A 15,350-nucleotide genomic window follows, 5' to 3' on the forward strand; every position below is an offset into this window, starting at 1 on the left:
TGCTATGCAATCAGAATACCAAAATCCATTTGATGATGAGAGCCACCAATTTTTGGTGTTAACTAACGATCTTGGCCAACACAGTCTGTGGCCAGAATTTGCGGGAATCCCAAGGGGCTGGAAGACAGTATATGGACCTCAGGATCGTCGACTATGTGTTGAATATGTAGAAGAGAACTGGAAAAGCCTCAATCATTGATAGCCGTCAGTTTCTGCGGTTGTGCTACTTCTCGTAAAGAGTAAATACAACCAATGAGACTTGAGAGGTTTAAGACTCTATTTATTGGCGGTTAAGGGACTAACTGCAGCTGGAAAGTGCCAGCAACACCCGCTTGAAAATACGGCTAAGGTCTGTGCCACACTATTTTCATATTTCAGGGGCGTGGCCAAGTAGATCAGGACGAACTATTTGGCCACTTTTTTCCCACCTAGACATTGTGCCAACTCAATATGTTGAAAAAGGATTGTTACTGTGCAAGAAGAAAGCGCAACCATTTCTGCAAGTAAGCTTAGCGATAACACGTACCCTTTGGTGGGACCTCAAGTAGGAATCTGGTTGGCTGATCAACTTTCGGAAAGCAGCAATACCTTCGCCGTGGCCCAGTATGTAGAGATCCACGGCGCAATTAATGTGGAGCTGCTGACAAAAGCTATTCATATTGGATTAAGTGAAGCTGACACGATTCATGCAAAATATCACCAGGAAGAGAACGTTCCGGTCCAACAGCTCCAGTCAGCGCCCGAACCTGAATCCTTAAACGCTGTAGACCTCATAAAAATTGAAGATCCGCTTGATCCGGTAGCTGCTGCAAAATCCTTGATGCTCAATGATATTCAAGGTGAATTAAGAGCAGATAGCGAAACTTGCCTCTATCATCATATTATTTTTCAGTTACCCGATAGTTCAAATGGGCAACACTTTCTCTGGTACCAGCGCTATCACCATTTAATGCTGGATGGCTTCAGCTTTACCGCCCTCACTAAAAGAATCGAGAAAATTTATAATGCACTTACTAACGGTGCACCAATAGCCAGCTCTCCATTTACGGGGTTTCCCGCAGTCGTTGATGAGTACTTAGAGTATGCCGAATCGGAAAAATTCAAACAGGATCGAGCCTTTTGGACAGAATACGCCAAGGGCTTGACAGCACCACTGACGTTGTCGAGTAAGACTACCAGCTCGCTCGACAACGCCAACAGCCTTGTGCATCGTCAAAGTATTTCGATAGCTCGAAGTTTAATTGAAGATCTAACCCAGCTGACGGACGCAAAGAAACTGTCGGTGGTCGACCTTACCACAGCAATGATCTTTATTTATTTATCCAGAATATGTGATAGCAATAAAGTTACCGTAGGCTACCCATTTATGCGGCGTATGGGCTCCTCCGCGCTTAACTCTACAGGTCCCGTTGCTAATGTACTGCCATTACAACTTGAAATCAGCGCCGAGCAAAATATTTTTGATATTGCCCGCTCTCTATCCAGGGAATTACGCAAAATCCGTAAACATCAGCGCTACGAATCCGAGCAGCTACAAAGAGATCTTGGGCTGGTCGGCTCACACAGACGTCTGTATGGCCCCACTATCAATTGCAAGATCTTTGACTACACACTCAATTTTGATGGGGCCCCCGGTAAAACCTATCAAATAGCAACAGGCCCCATTGAAGACATAGAGTTTTCAATTTACTTCGGCAAAGAAACAATAACTATTGAACTCGCAGCCAACGCTCATCGATACAGTGAAAAGGAGCTAGAACTCCACAGACATAGAATCAGCGATCTCTTTGTTCAGGCTCACCATAATAGCCACTGTTTATCCAGTGAATTCTCTCTAATACCTATCGGTGAAAAAGGCCTTATCGACAGCTGGGCTAAAGGCATAGAAATCACCAATACTGAAAGTCATATCAGTGCCTTGGATATTTTTTTACAGCAAGTGCACACTCGCAGCAATGAAACTGCCCTGGTTTTCGAGGGGCAGGAAATTTCATTCAGTGAACTTTCACTGCGCGCGCTACAGATTTGTGCTTCCTTACAGAACAAGGGAATAACACCACAGGACATTGTTGCCGTCGCTCTGCCAAGAACCGTTGACTCTATTGCCGCCATCCTGGCAGTGTTCTACTCTGGTGCCACGTACCTACCGCTCGACCTTACGCACCCGGATGAGCGTATTGCCATTATGTGTGACGATGCGCAGCCGGCACAGGTTATTACATTATCCAATCATGCCCACAGGCTTCCATCCTTTGTTGACCAAGTGCATCTGAATGCAGCAGCGCTTGCCACCCCCAAAACGTATAGCGACCAGGCATTGATTAATTCTGGGGAGCAGAGGGCCTATATATTTTATACCTCAGGTTCTACCGGAAAGCCTAAAGGTGTAATGGTACCTCACGGGGCGCTCCTTAACCTGGCGCTAGCCCTGCAAAAGGAAATTTTTGAAAATGCCATTGAACATTGTGCCAACACCCGCTTAAAGGTAGCACTGACTGGCTCATTTTCATTTGATACATCCTGGGATCCAATTCTTCTTATGATGCTCGGCCATGAGCTGCACTTGTTTGGTGACTATGCCAAACGAGATGTTTATGGGTTAATCGATTCTATCCGCACATTAAAAATAGATACTCTTGCCGTCGCTCCATCATTGGCTACTCAACTAATGGAAGCCGGACTTATGGATGAAGGCCACCATCACCCGATCTTGATGGATATTTGCGGGGAGGCCATATCTCCAGCCTTATGGTCTCAATTACAACAGTTCCCCAAACTGCAAGCGCATAATATTTACGGCCCCACAGAATTCACCGTCTATGCGACCAGTGCACAGGTATCCACAGATCTGGTGGACCCGGTTATCGGTAGTCCGCTAGCCAACACCGAAGTTTATGTATTGGATAAACGACTGCGTCCAGTTCCCATTGGTGTCCCCGGCGAGCTCTATCTCGCAGGGGACAATATGACCATTGGATATCTGCGCCGCCCAGAAACCACTGCCAGCCGCTTTGTAGCAAACCCCTACCGCCCCGGTAAAGTTATGTACTTAACTGGGGACTTGGTTCGCTGGGGCACCCATGGAGAATTGGAGTTTATCGGGCGCTGTGACAACCAGGTAAAAGTACGCGGATTCAGGGTTGAGCTCGGCGATGTAGAAGCTGCGTTTTCATCTCTCGACGAAACCAAAGAAGTGGCTGTAATTGCCAAACCAATTGCTACAGGAAATCAATTGCTTGCTTACTGTACGCTGAAGACACCGTCTAACGGCAATAAGCAGGAGATTGAGAGCCGACTTATACAACAACTGAACGAGCAGCTACCAGATTATATGGTGCCTGTTAGCTTAATTATTCTCGAAGAGTTTCCTCTAACTGTGAGTGGCAAGCTCGATAAAAAAGCCTTGCCAATGCCTTCTGCGACGCCTCAAAAAAGTTCAAGAGCGGCAATAGGAACCGCTGAGAGACTTGTGTGTAGCGCTATTGCGAGCACTTTGGAGATCGACAATATTGGAGCAGAAGATGATTTCTTCCAATTGGGAGGAGACAGCATTTCAGCAATGCGCCTTTGCACGGCAATGCGCAAAGCTGGCTACGACCTGCGCCCAAAAGAAATTTTCAAGTTGCGCTCTGCTGAGCAGATTGCCCTCAATCTCACACCTTTAGAGAAGCAATCCAAAGAAATTTTACCGGCGAGATTGGGATTACCCCTGGTTGAAGCAGAGACCAAATATGGCCCTCTGACCGCTGTACTCCCTGTGCTTCCCCTGCAGGAAGGTCTACTGTTCCAGACCCAATTGGGTAGCGAGGAAAACTCCTATAGCTTTACGACAAAATTAACTCTCGAAGGCGAACTGGATATCTCCCGGTTGGGCCGAGCCCTAAACTCCACTTTAGCTAAGCACCCTCAACTAGGAGCCCTATTCGACTGCGAATCCTGGGATGCCCCTCTGCAGCTTATTCCCCAAATCAGTAGCGATGCCGATACTGCTGGAAAATGGCCTTTGACAGAAATTGACTTGAGCCAGCTACCAGAACCACAGCAACAGGAGATGCTACTTAATCTGGAGCTGCAGCAGGCCGGGCTGCATTTTGATATTCGTATGCATGCCGAAACCCGTACACCTCTGCTACATGCTCATGTTGTAAAAACATCAGTAGAAAATTACGCTCTGCTAATCACTGCACACCATCTGGTTATCGATGGCTGGTCGACTCCAATTCTATTGCAGGACCTGCTTGAAGCTTATCGAGAGGATACCGGGAAAGTCACATCAGAACCTAACCGTTACAGTCCGGTAGTAATGGAACTGTCTAATAAGGAAAAACAAAATACCATCAAGCATTGGGGAGATCTTCTCAAAGGTGTCATCCCCACTATCGCGTTCGCAGAGAGTCGCGATAAAGAAACAGTTCATGAAATAGAAGTCCCACTTTGTGAGCACTTACACAAACAGCTGAATAAGCTCTGCCAACAGGAAGGGCTCACGTTCAATACAGTGATCCAGGGTGTTTGGGGCGCAATGTTGGGATCATTAACCGGGCGCAATGACGTAGTATTCGGCAGCCCAGTTTCTGGACGATCCAGTGCGGTAGATGGGATTGATGAGGTGATTGGTTTATTCAGTAACACCCTACCCGTTCGTGTCCAGTTGCAACCTCAACAACCCCTGATCAAGCAGCTGCAATCATTGCAGAAGCAACAAATCGCACTGTTTGATCATGACGGGATTGGCCTGGGTGAAATCCAACGTATTGCCGGCACAGATACCCTGTTCGATACACTTCTGGTTGTGGAAAATTACCCGGCCGACGAAGCTCTGACACAGCAGAATCACGCCGGGATTCATTTAAATGCAGTTCAAAATCGCGGGTTTACTCACTATCCACTGACACTATTAGTATTACCTGGAGAAAAACCGAGAATACTTTTTGAATATCGGGATGCGGTTGTCAATGCTGTAAACCTTGTTCATCGATTTATCGACCTGCTTACACAGGTTGCCGAAAATCCAGAACAACCGTTGGTTGCCATGTCCCTGCAGACGGACACTGAGCACAAGCTTCTTGAAAGTATCAATGACACCAAACAGACATTTGATCGTGTCACTTTACGCGATTTATTAATTAGGCAAGCTCAAGTTAGCCCAGATGGTAGAGCGCTCACAGACGAAATCAGCTCCTTTGACTATCAAAGTATGCGTCAAAGTGTGCGCAGTATTGCTGCACAACTCAACGCTCAGCGCGTGGGTCGCGGCGATATTGTCGCCGTGGCTGTTGAGCGCAGTGTTGAGCTCAGCATCTCCCTACAAGCTGTAATAGAAGCCGGAGCCGCTTACTTACCATTGGACATTAGCTACCCGGATGAACGCTTGGCGCTCATGCTGGAGGATGCTAACCCTAAACTGATAATTGCTGGAGAAAATCAGTTTCACCGATTTGGTGAAAATTCTGCGGTGCCCTGCACCGCACCTGTACTAGCTATTGAAAATCTTCTCCAGCAGTCGTCACCCACTGAATTAATTGCTGTGGAAATTCGACCGGAAGATCCCGCTTACCTGATTTACACGTCAGGGTCGACAGGTCGCCCCAAAGGTGTTCTGGTTTCCCATGAAGCCATAGTGAACCGGCTGCTTTGGATGCAAGCGGAATACAATCTCACAGAAAATGATGTAGTGCTGCAGAAAACACCATCAAGCTTCGATGTCTCAGTATGGGAGTTCTTCTGGCCACTGATCCGGGGGGCAGAGCTGGTCATGGCCCCACCGGAAGCACACAGAGATCCCGAGCATCTACTGCAGATTATCTCCAAATACCAGGTAACAACCATGCACTTTGTACCCTCAATGCTTGCAGCCATGGTGGACTACCTGGATAGCCAGCCATCTTCAGTACCTCTTACCAAGTCGCTGCGCCGGGTATTTTGTAGTGGCGAAGCACTTTCGAAAGAACTTGCCTCTGCCTATGCAAGTTACTTTAAAGCGCCTTTGCACAATTTATACGGCCCCACTGAGGCCGCTGTTGACGTTACATACTGCCCCGCTGATTTAGGGTTAAATCTTGGAGAAGGTACAGGCATACCTATCGGCAAACCGGTTTGGAATACCCAACTGAGGATTCTCGATCAATTTTTACGCCCGGTAGGCATCGGTGTTCCCGGAGAACTCTACCTAAGCGGTATGCAGCTCGCACTCGGTTATCTCAACAGGCACGGCCTGACTGCCGAGCGGTTTGTAGCCGACCCCTATGCAGTAGGCGAGAGAATGTATCGCACCGGTGATGTCGTTCGCTGGATGCCTGATGGTAACGTTGAATATCTGGGGCGCAGTGATGATCAGGTTAAAATTCGTGGACTGCGAATTGAGATTGGTGAGATTGAAAAAGCGCTATCTTCCCTTGAGGGAGTGAGGCAGGCTGCCGTTCACGCGCGCGTATTGAGCCAAAGCAAAGCGACAGGTGATAACCGTCAATTGGTCGGTTACGTAATACTGGATAACCCAGAAAAGTTCCCGGAGACTCTTAGCCCACTTTTGGATCAGCTGGCCCAATCCTTACCCGCACATATGGTGCCGTCAGCATTGGTTGCTGTGGAAACGTTCCCACTCAGTGCCAATGGCAAGCTCGATAGAAAAGCACTGCCAGACCCAGAAGGCGATAAAACTGATTCCGGCCGTCCACCCAGTGAAGGGGCTGAGCAAATTATTGCCAATGCCTTCTGCAAGATGCTGGACTTGGAATCCGTAACAGCAGAAGCGAGCTTTTTTGAGCTTGGTGGTCATTCACTACTGGCTATGCGGCTGGCTGCAGAACTACGCCAATGCTTGTCCCTTCCAGTAACAGTAGGACAAATTATGGTATCTCCTACTGTTGAGGGACTTGCGGCGGTATTGACCGATGAGAATTTGCGCAAAGATCCTGAAAAAGCGGGCTTTGGCAATATTCTTCCGATTAGGGCTGGAACAGGTACGCCGCTGTTCTGTATTAACCCCGGTTCAGGTTTTTCATGGCAGTACACCGGATTCCCCAAATACCTTGAAGGAAACTGGCCGATTATTGGCCTTCAATCACCGCGACCTAACGGTCCTGTAGCTATCAGTGAATCGATGGACGAAGCCGTTGAGCGCTACTTACAAACCCTCTTAAGTGCACAGCCCAAAGGCCCCTATCACTTAATGGGTTACTCGTTTGGCGGTACTGTTGCCGTAGCCCTGGCATCCAAGCTGACGGCACTCGGCCACCAGGTAGCTTTTGTCGGATTATTCGATACTTACCCACCTGAAGGCCAGGAATGGAAACGACCCACCGAAGATGAAGCCAGGGAAGAAGTAGAGCGCGAGAAACAGCAATTCCTCAGCGCAGCTGAAGGCGAATTTGCCGATGAAGCAACACTGGCAGAGCAGACCAAAATGTTTAACGATATCGTAGCGAATTACGATGATACTGTACGCCTGCTATCGGATGCAGACACCCAACCCTATTCTGGTAATGTGCAATTATTTGTTGCGGAAAAGACACTGCCTGAAGGTTGGGACGTAGATAAGTGCTGGACTCCATTCCTGAATGACATGCAACAACACCGATTGCCTTTTGCCCATGACGATATTCTATCGCCGACATCTCTTGAAGTGCTCGGGCCCCTACTCAACGGTATATTGGCAAGGGTTCCAACTTTAACTAACCAGACAGAAAAAGCAGATCCCCAAGAGGCTGTAACATCCCTATGAACCGTTCACTATTTATGAGATTTGACTTGCTCAAGAGCAATGCAAACTTCCGCATGATCTTTGTTGCCAGGATGATTTCGATTATCTCCCTGGGGATGTTAACAGTCGCGGTGCCGGTACAAGTCCATGCAATGACAGGCTCTACTATCCAGGTAGGAGTCATTATGGCTCTGGAAGGTATAGCCATGTTTATTGGCTTGCTGTGGGGAGGTGTGCTCGCCGACCGCCATAACCGCCGCACACTGATTTTGATCGGACGCTTCGGTTGCGGCTTGGGTTTTGCTGCATTAGCTATAAATTGCTTCTTTACATCACCCTCACTAATAGCCCTGTATGCTCTTTCAATTTGGAGTGGTTTGTTTGGTGCAATTGGTATCACTGCATTAATGGCCTCAATTCCCTCAATTGTAGGCAAAGAGAATCTTGCCTCTGCCAATGCTTTGGGCATGCTCACCGTACGTATCGGTACCGTTATCTCGCCGGCAATTGGCGGATTGATTATTGCCGCCACTGATATCAGCTGGAACTATACCGCGGCCTCCTTAGGTACTTTTGCCACGCTGATCCCGCTGACCCGATTGCCCTCCATGGCGCCAGGAAAGCAGCCGAAAAAGCAACCTCTAAAAGCACTAGCTGAGGGTTTTTCATTTTTATTCAGTCATAGAATTGTTGGCAGTGCGATTGCAGTAGGGACATTGGATTCCCTGGGCAAAGGCATCCGCGTTCTATTCCCCGCAATGGTTACCGTTATTTTTGGTGGAGGTGCATTCGAAATCGGTCTGATGTATTCTGCTGTGCCCTTAGGGGCTATGTTGGGTGCCCTAACCAGCGGCTGGGCGCCCCAATTAAAACGTCCCGGTGCTGTTTTACTATTCACTTGCACCCTCTCTTTTGTTGCCTTGTGCGGCCTCACTCTCGCCAACCATCTCTATATCGCTTTAGTTGCACTAGTCGCTTATGGCTATTTAGGGGCTATTAGTTCACTAATTCAGATTACTTTGGTTCAGAGTCATACTCCTAACCAATTACAAGGAAGAGTTAACAGTCTCTGGGCTTCCCAAAATGTAACCGGCGATACTTTTGGCGCAATGGGATTCGGCATCTTAGGCAAGCTGTTTGCCCCAATGGCCGGTACTCTCTACTTTGCTGCTACAGCAATTGGCATTACTGTTGCTATGTCCTTGGGATTCAGAAGTTTGAAGGACGCTGTATTTATTAAAAATAAATCGCAAACGCCTCCTAAAAGCCCCGCCCCGAAAAAAGAAAAAATGGATACTGAAGCCACAGCATCATGAATTGGGAATCCTCTTATAAAATTGACAACCCGATACCCAGCTTTTTAGGTCGATACAAGGTGGTGAAGTCCAAGTACTTTACGGGCTATATGGTAGAGACTACTTTTTGCCCGGAAAGGTATGATGATCAGTTCTTCTCCCAGTTGAATATTCCTTTTCCAAGTTCATTAGTAAAAGCCGTCCCATCACGACGAGCTGAATTTCTTGCTGGACGAAGCTGTGCTCACCTTGCACTCAACGAGCTGGGTGTGCCAGTGAGAGAAATCCCTATAGGTATAAACCGCAGTCCAGTATGGCCAGAGGGAGTACAAGCCTCGATTACCCATGCAGGCAACCGAGCAATCTGTGCAGCCAGCACTACTTCTCAAGGACTTGGGATTGATTATGAAACAACTATTGCAGGTAAAACTGCTGAAGAAATCAAGCGTAATATAGTCAGTGATTCAGAAGAATCCCTACTTTCAGAGAGCGGTTTCCCCCAGGAACAGTGGCTGACTATGGCTTTCTCCATTAAAGAAAGCCTTTTCAAGGCACTATATCCTCTAGTTGGAAAATACTTTGACTTTCTGGATGCTGAAATTACAACATTGTTGCCCCTGCAACAAAAATTAGAACTGAAAATTTTGCGGGATCTCTCATCCAGAGTTCTCAGTGGAAATACCTACACTGGTACATATCAACCACATCAAGACGGCATATTGAGCATCGTTGAGTATTAGTCAATCTCGACAATAACAGCGCTATCTCAGTTAAAAGAAAAGGACCATTTTATGTCTGACGTTCCTGCTATTTTGAGCGCACGGACTCATATGCAACTTCCGGGTAATGATGAGCTAATCCGAAAAATGCCATGCCCATCTACTATCGCTTTAACTATTGAACGAACCCGTAATGAGATTTCCCGAATATTACGAGGGGAGGATGATCGACTTTTGGTTGTGGTAGGCCCGTGTTCAATTCATGACCCCATCGCCGCACTAGATTATGCGCAAAAGCTATCTGAGATTAAGTCCCAGTTTGAAAGTAATCTCTGCCTGGTAATGCGTACCTATTTTGAAAAGCCACGTACCACCATCGGCTGGAAAGGTTTTATTTACGACCCCAATTTAGATGGTAGTGCCGATATGCATACTGGGCTCACTCTGGCTCGGGAACTATTGCTTAATATCAATGCTCTGGGCCTGGGAGCAGCCACCGAATTTCTTTGTCCCTTGAACGCACTATACATCGCAGACCTGATTTCCTGGGGAGCCATTGGTGCCCGCACCACAGAATCACAAACACACCGGGAATTAGCTTCAGCACTTCCTTGCCCTATCGGATTTAAAAATAGTACCGACGGAAATATCAAAGTTGCAATGAATGCGATCCAAGCTGCCCAATTTCAACAGATATTCTGCACCACGATTCGCAATGGAAAATTTGAAGCAGTTCAGTCTACAGGCAACTCTAATTGCCACTTAATTCTTCGCGGAGGAACAATACCCAATTACTACCCCGAAGACATCAAACTGGCGATATCCCAACTTGACTCTGTATCGCTACCGACCGGCATTATGGTTGATTGCAGTCATGGTAATAGCCAAAAGAAACATGGTAACCAAATGGTTGTTGTGGATTCATTGTGCGATCAAATGGGTTCAGGACAACAAAACATTTCAGCCGTAATGATTGAGAGTTTCCTCGAAGAGGGCAATCAAAAGATCAGCAAACCAGCCAATATGCGCTATGGGCAATCCGTTACCGATGCTTGTATCGGATGGAAGGATACCTACCATATTTTAGAGCTGCTATCTGAAGCAGTTGTCAGGCGCCGCCATCTATTCACCGCATCGCACAACATGGAAGTGGAGCTGAGTCAAAGTGCTATATAACTATTCTACGTTAGATTTAAGCTGCTATCCCCGAAGGCGGGGTAGGCAGCAATGAACAAATTCTGCAATCCCTAAAGCAACTTTATTTGAAATAACTTAATCCAATAGATATAGATTAAATCCAAAATATACCCAGAAAGTAATTGAGGAAATATGGGCATACTAGTATTGCTTACCCTATAGCAAAAGAGATATTTCATGGCAGTTCAACCCACCATGACTAGAATCGGATTTACCAAGATGAATAAGCCCATATTTAGTATATAAATCAATAAGATCATCCTGACATATCAGATAAGTTCTCTTTTTTCCTAGATCTCTCATAGAACTAATATAATTAGAGCACCCAAAACAATTTAGCCTTTTATCTAATCAATAGCACCATCAATAACATCAAGATTTTCCTGATAGGCCAAGCCTGCCCCATCCACCTTTAGAGTTACCAATCATTTTTAGCCGGACATACAAATTTTGAAATTTGCGAAACGCTTTAATTTTCACCAGAAAAATATTCAAAGTACGCCTAGAAAACCAAAGTGAAATGGATACCTTCTCAAATACTCCCAATGTACACACTTGGCTACCAACAAACTACATACCTATCCCTCCCCAACATCTTCCATATTTTCACCTAAACACGCATCTATAAATTGTTGACCAAGGCTTGTTACAAACATATATTCTCGGCTTTCTTGCTCAACTTTCAAGTTGCCGCCTGAATTTGAAATCTCAATTTCGCCGACTTCTTGCTTAAAATCAATAAGCTGTAACCTCCGAAGATTATCAAGATAGCTTAAATACAGCTCAGGACATTTCACCTCAGCCCTTTCGCATATGGCTTTGAATCGATTTTTCATATCACCATAAACTTCATACTTCCACCAACTACGGGCAAACCAGTTAGCATCTATTTCTGGATAACCTGGAAGAGCGCCAATAAATGCCAATAACTTAGCTTCATCTGGCGATAATTGCCGAATAATTTCAACAAATGTTGGGTGAGCTCTAATAGCAGCATCCTTATCCATTGAAGTAGCCAGTAAGTGTAAATACATCTCCCTTAATATATCTTGATAACCTGTAAACTTTAAAGACTCAAGTAACGGTCCTGCCAAATGGAGTTCTGGAGTAACAATTTTTTTAGGGTCTTTAGATCTTATCTTTTTGGGGAGTTCTGAGGCAATATAGTCTTCAATTTTCTCATACCCCCAAACAAGCCCAGCCACTGGCCGCAGTGCAAGGTTCGCGGCTTTAGCAATAGTCTGAAGACCTTTTCCAATTTCTTTTGCGGCAGGACTAATAGCATCCTTATAAAGCTCTGGAACTACTGCCCCAACATTTAATGTCTTAGCTGTATCAATAATGTCATTTTCTTCTGTGTCTAACATAATACTCCCTAGCAGGGAAAATAAATCTGCAGAAAATTTTACTATACTTCTTGTTCAACCAGAATTCATCCAGCCAAACATTAGATCAACCTCCCACCAGTCAAACTAAAATAACTTGACTATCGATTCATCCACCCAAAATCCTTGCAACATGGTTAATCAACAAATATTGCCATATCTCATCAAATTTTCAATACTATTTATCAGACACAGCATCAATCATATACCCCAAATCTAATTTCTCCTCAGACACCATCAATTTACCTTCTCTCAAATCGATTGTAAGCCACCTATCACTTTATGTTATCGAAAAATATTCGGCCACATTTCCTATTAAGCGCCTTGAGCTTGAACTTTAAATACATTGACATTTAAGATAACCATCTAAACCCACCAAGATCAGGCCTTTTTATATTTTCTATAACCCCCACCTTTTTACAGGGACACCCTCTCAATTAACGAAAATTGATATTAAAGTAAAACGCACTTTAAACTAATATTACTCATAACTTAGGGCAACTATTAAATGACCAATTAAAGTTTTTATACTTTTCCAGACCCCCAGGTATATCTCCATATATTTCCACCCTCTGATTGAGTATTCTACCTTACTCACCCCCTCCCTTAGGTATTTATTAGCTTGCTCAATATATAATTAAAATCGACGCTTACGTATTCTCCCACCTTCATTTGCAAAGCTTTCCTCCGCCATCCAGAAACCGAGAAAAGTAAACGGAATATAAAACCATAGAAGCACGAACTTTTCTTTAGTAGCGATGCCACAAATGCAGACGTAAAGCCGCCGACAACCTATACGAATACATCTAGATAGCAGATACCGCCGCTACTTAATGGATGCCTATAACCGTATCTTTTGTACCACACATCTTAGCTATCCTAATATTTTTTTAAGCAATAAACGAAATTAAGCGCGGGCAGCCTGACGGGAAATCGCTTTTATAGCTGGAACTGGTTCAATCAGTCAACTAAAGTCCATCAGTCTATTTAATTCCACAGCATTTAAAAACTTATTACTCAAAGAGATACCACCAGCAGTGCTTTCCCTGCTTGTAAAAGACAGGATCTTCCACAAACACATCCCATATCTACGACTCCTAAAGAACAAGAAGATATATATACGGAAATTTCCAGTAAAAAATAAAAATCCTTTCGACCAATCATTCAGATTGGATACAATACGTATAAGCACCCTAAAAGGAACAAAATTAAAATCGATAGGTTGCCTTCAAATTCAACTCTTTTAAGTCTAATGAAAATTCCCTATAAAATAATTCAGATCAGAGTATCCGAACGGTCGTTAACTTTTGTTTGCTAAAGGTTATGCCCATTGTACCTGGCTTCATTGATCGTCCAGATTATGCCAGCCAAAAGATAACCAGAAGCAAGGCAGCCTAATAATACCGGCAATGTCTCCATGCTGAAAACAGGCTAATTATTAGCCAGCTGCCTTGATAAAAATCCCGGGAAAATAAACAAACAACCTGCCGCCAGCATCCCTCTCGTCAATACAAAATAAAGCGACCCTTTAGTACGAATCTTTTCCCATCTTTCTTTCGACTTCATTGCAGATCTCTACCCTTGAAAATTAAGACCTTCAGCAGTGGGAAATTACAGATCCAAAAGATTCGTAATTTCCCCGATCACCTAGATTTGTTAGGAATGTATTACCACAGTTTTGGATAGATAATCGTGAAACCCCCGCTTCTTGCTATCCCACCCCACCCAGAAATAGCCCAGGCATAAAGGAATCATTGAGATAAAGTAGCCAACGTACCTTAAAGAGTACTTAAGAAGCCCTGGAGGCTCGTGCGATTCCGCATCTACAACCTTAATACCACAAACCATTTTACCTGGAGTAGCCTGCCATTTTTGCCAAAACCAGAGCACAAGTATGGCAGGCAGAATAAATTGGGAAAAAAGATATAGAGCTATGTAGGCAGCGCTGTCCGCCTCAAGATATTCACCCCATATCACAATTATAATTGGAGTAAACATGACCACTGTCAGCCACATAGAATCAACCATGTTTGCAGCAAACCGCAACCAAAACCCTGCATATTTTTTATCATCCACCACTTACCATTCCTTCATTAATTTTTACATTCATATCATTATATTAAAACCGAATCATTATTGTATCACTTGTTACAACACTCAAAGAAGGATAAACCAGCAATCAGTTAAAAGCCCAACAACTAATAATTGGTACAAAATATACAAGTAAATACGCCAAGCTGAGCTTGACCCCAGCTATTGACAATTTACAGGATCAACAAACTGAACTCGAAAGAGATGTATTTGGAAGAATAAATGAAAGCCCCAAAATACTTCCAACTTAAGGCTATCTATATCAGCCAACTCTATAATCTAGGCATTTAACAAACAACTTCTCTACTTTAGATATCAAGAATCAGCCTGATCAACACCGATGAGAATATAGATTTTCCAAAAAACACAGCAAAAAACGACACCTTTCCCCATATGGAATTCATCATTCAATATCCAGCCGCCTCATAAGGGCCAAAATTTTTTCGGTACACTAACAGTGTTCGCTTATACGAACAGACCTGTTCACCGTGCTGATTTTGAGCCCGCGAGCATATATTGAGTAGCCCTTGGTCTGGCCGCGATTTTGACTCTCGCTTGGATAGTATCTCAGACTCAAAGTAGAGCGTATCTCCGACAAAAACAGGCTGGAACTCACAATCAACCATCTCTAAATTTGCAACAACTTTGCCAAATGTCTTTGTTGTGTGTGCCATAGCACTAAGGACAAAAATTTCTAAAACACGCGCTCTACTACCATACACTCGGTGCGCATAAACCTGATCTGTAATAAATGGTGTAAGATCAAATGAATGAAGCGCATAGTTAGTGCAGCTAGCCTCAGTAAATGTTCTCCCAGGGCGATGTTCAAATACCTGCCCCACTTCGAAATCTTCGAAATCGATGCCTACAGTTTCTACGTAAACATTTTTTTCAACTTCTCGCAAAAAGTTAAATGATTCTTTCATCGAAACTACCTAAACGGAGACGATATGGTTTTACA

8 protein-coding genes are annotated in these 15,350 nt (G+C 44.7%); 5 read left to right on the forward strand and 3 right to left on the reverse strand.

The genetic code is table 11. The annotated features are described in order from the left end of the window. Nucleotides 1-4 precede the first annotated feature (4 nt). The 5 genes from P0078_RS05685 to P0078_RS05705 all read left to right on the forward strand — a co-directional run bounded on the left by P0078_RS05685 (nt 5) and on the right by P0078_RS05705 (nt 10,892). Nucleotides 5-199 (forward strand): MbtH family protein, encoded by a 195-nt coding sequence (locus P0078_RS05685; RefSeq protein WP_282933502.1) that lies wholly within the window; start codon nt 5-7, stop codon nt 197-199. Nucleotides 200-472: 273 nt separating this feature from the next. Beyond that, nucleotides 473-7,723: a non-ribosomal peptide synthetase gene (locus tag P0078_RS05690; RefSeq protein ID WP_282933503.1), complete on the forward strand. Its 7,251-nt coding sequence runs from the start codon at nt 473-475 to the stop codon at nt 7,721-7,723. Next, nucleotides 7,720-9,018: an enterobactin transporter EntS gene (gene entS, locus P0078_RS05695; RefSeq protein WP_282933504.1), complete on the forward strand. Its 1,299-nt coding sequence runs from the start codon at nt 7,720-7,722 to the stop codon at nt 9,016-9,018. The genes P0078_RS05690 and entS overlap by 4 nt, the downstream gene beginning before the upstream one ends. Continuing rightward, nucleotides 9,015-9,737, forward strand: a complete 723-nt coding sequence (locus P0078_RS05700; protein ID WP_282933505.1) for a 4'-phosphopantetheinyl transferase family protein — start codon at nt 9,015-9,017, stop codon at nt 9,735-9,737. The genes entS and P0078_RS05700 overlap by 4 nt, the downstream gene beginning before the upstream one ends. Before the next feature lie 51 nt (nt 9,738-9,788). Then, on the forward strand, nt 9,789-10,892 hold the full coding sequence (locus P0078_RS05705; protein ID WP_282933506.1) for a 3-deoxy-7-phosphoheptulonate synthase: 1,104 nt from the start codon (nt 9,789-9,791) through the stop codon (nt 10,890-10,892). 599 nt (nt 10,893-11,491) lie between these two features. On the opposite strand, the gene P0078_RS05710 is transcribed toward P0078_RS05705, so the two are convergent. The 3 genes from P0078_RS05710 to P0078_RS05720 form a co-directional block, all read right to left on the reverse strand. Further along, entirely contained in the window at nt 11,492-12,280 is a 789-nt protein-coding gene (locus P0078_RS05710; RefSeq protein WP_282933507.1) for a DUF4393 domain-containing protein, read from the reverse strand. Between the two features lie 1,674 nt (nt 12,281-13,954). Further along, entirely contained in the window at nt 13,955-14,377 is a 423-nt protein-coding gene (locus P0078_RS05715) for an RDD family protein (RefSeq protein WP_282933508.1), read from the reverse strand. Between the two features lie 419 nt (nt 14,378-14,796). Continuing rightward, nucleotides 14,797-15,315, reverse strand: a complete 519-nt coding sequence (locus tag P0078_RS05720) for a MaoC family dehydratase (RefSeq protein WP_282933509.1) — start codon at nt 15,313-15,315, stop codon at nt 14,797-14,799. Nucleotides 15,316-15,350: the final 35 nt, after the last annotated feature.

The organism is Microbulbifer sp. VAAF005 (assembly GCF_030012985.1).
GTDB lineage: Bacteria > Pseudomonadota > Gammaproteobacteria > Pseudomonadales > Cellvibrionaceae > Microbulbifer.

Coding starts and splice junctions, on each gene's coding strand:
- P0078_RS05685 (WP_282933502.1), top strand. CDS start 5: ATGCAATCAGAATACCAAAATCCATTTGATGATGAGAGCCACCAATTT.
- entS (WP_282933504.1), top strand. CDS start 7,720: ATGAACCGTTCACTATTTATGAGATTTGACTTGCTCAAGAGCAATGCA.
- P0078_RS05700 (WP_282933505.1), top strand. CDS start 9,015: ATGAATTGGGAATCCTCTTATAAAATTGACAACCCGATACCCAGCTTT.
- P0078_RS05705 (WP_282933506.1), top strand. CDS start 9,789: ATGTCTGACGTTCCTGCTATTTTGAGCGCACGGACTCATATGCAACTT.
- P0078_RS05710 (WP_282933507.1), bottom strand. CDS start 12,280: ATGTTAGACACAGAAGAAAATGACATTATTGATACAGCTAAGACATTA.
- P0078_RS05720 (WP_282933509.1), bottom strand. CDS start 15,315: ATGAAAGAATCATTTAACTTTTTGCGAGAAGTTGAAAAAAATGTTTAC.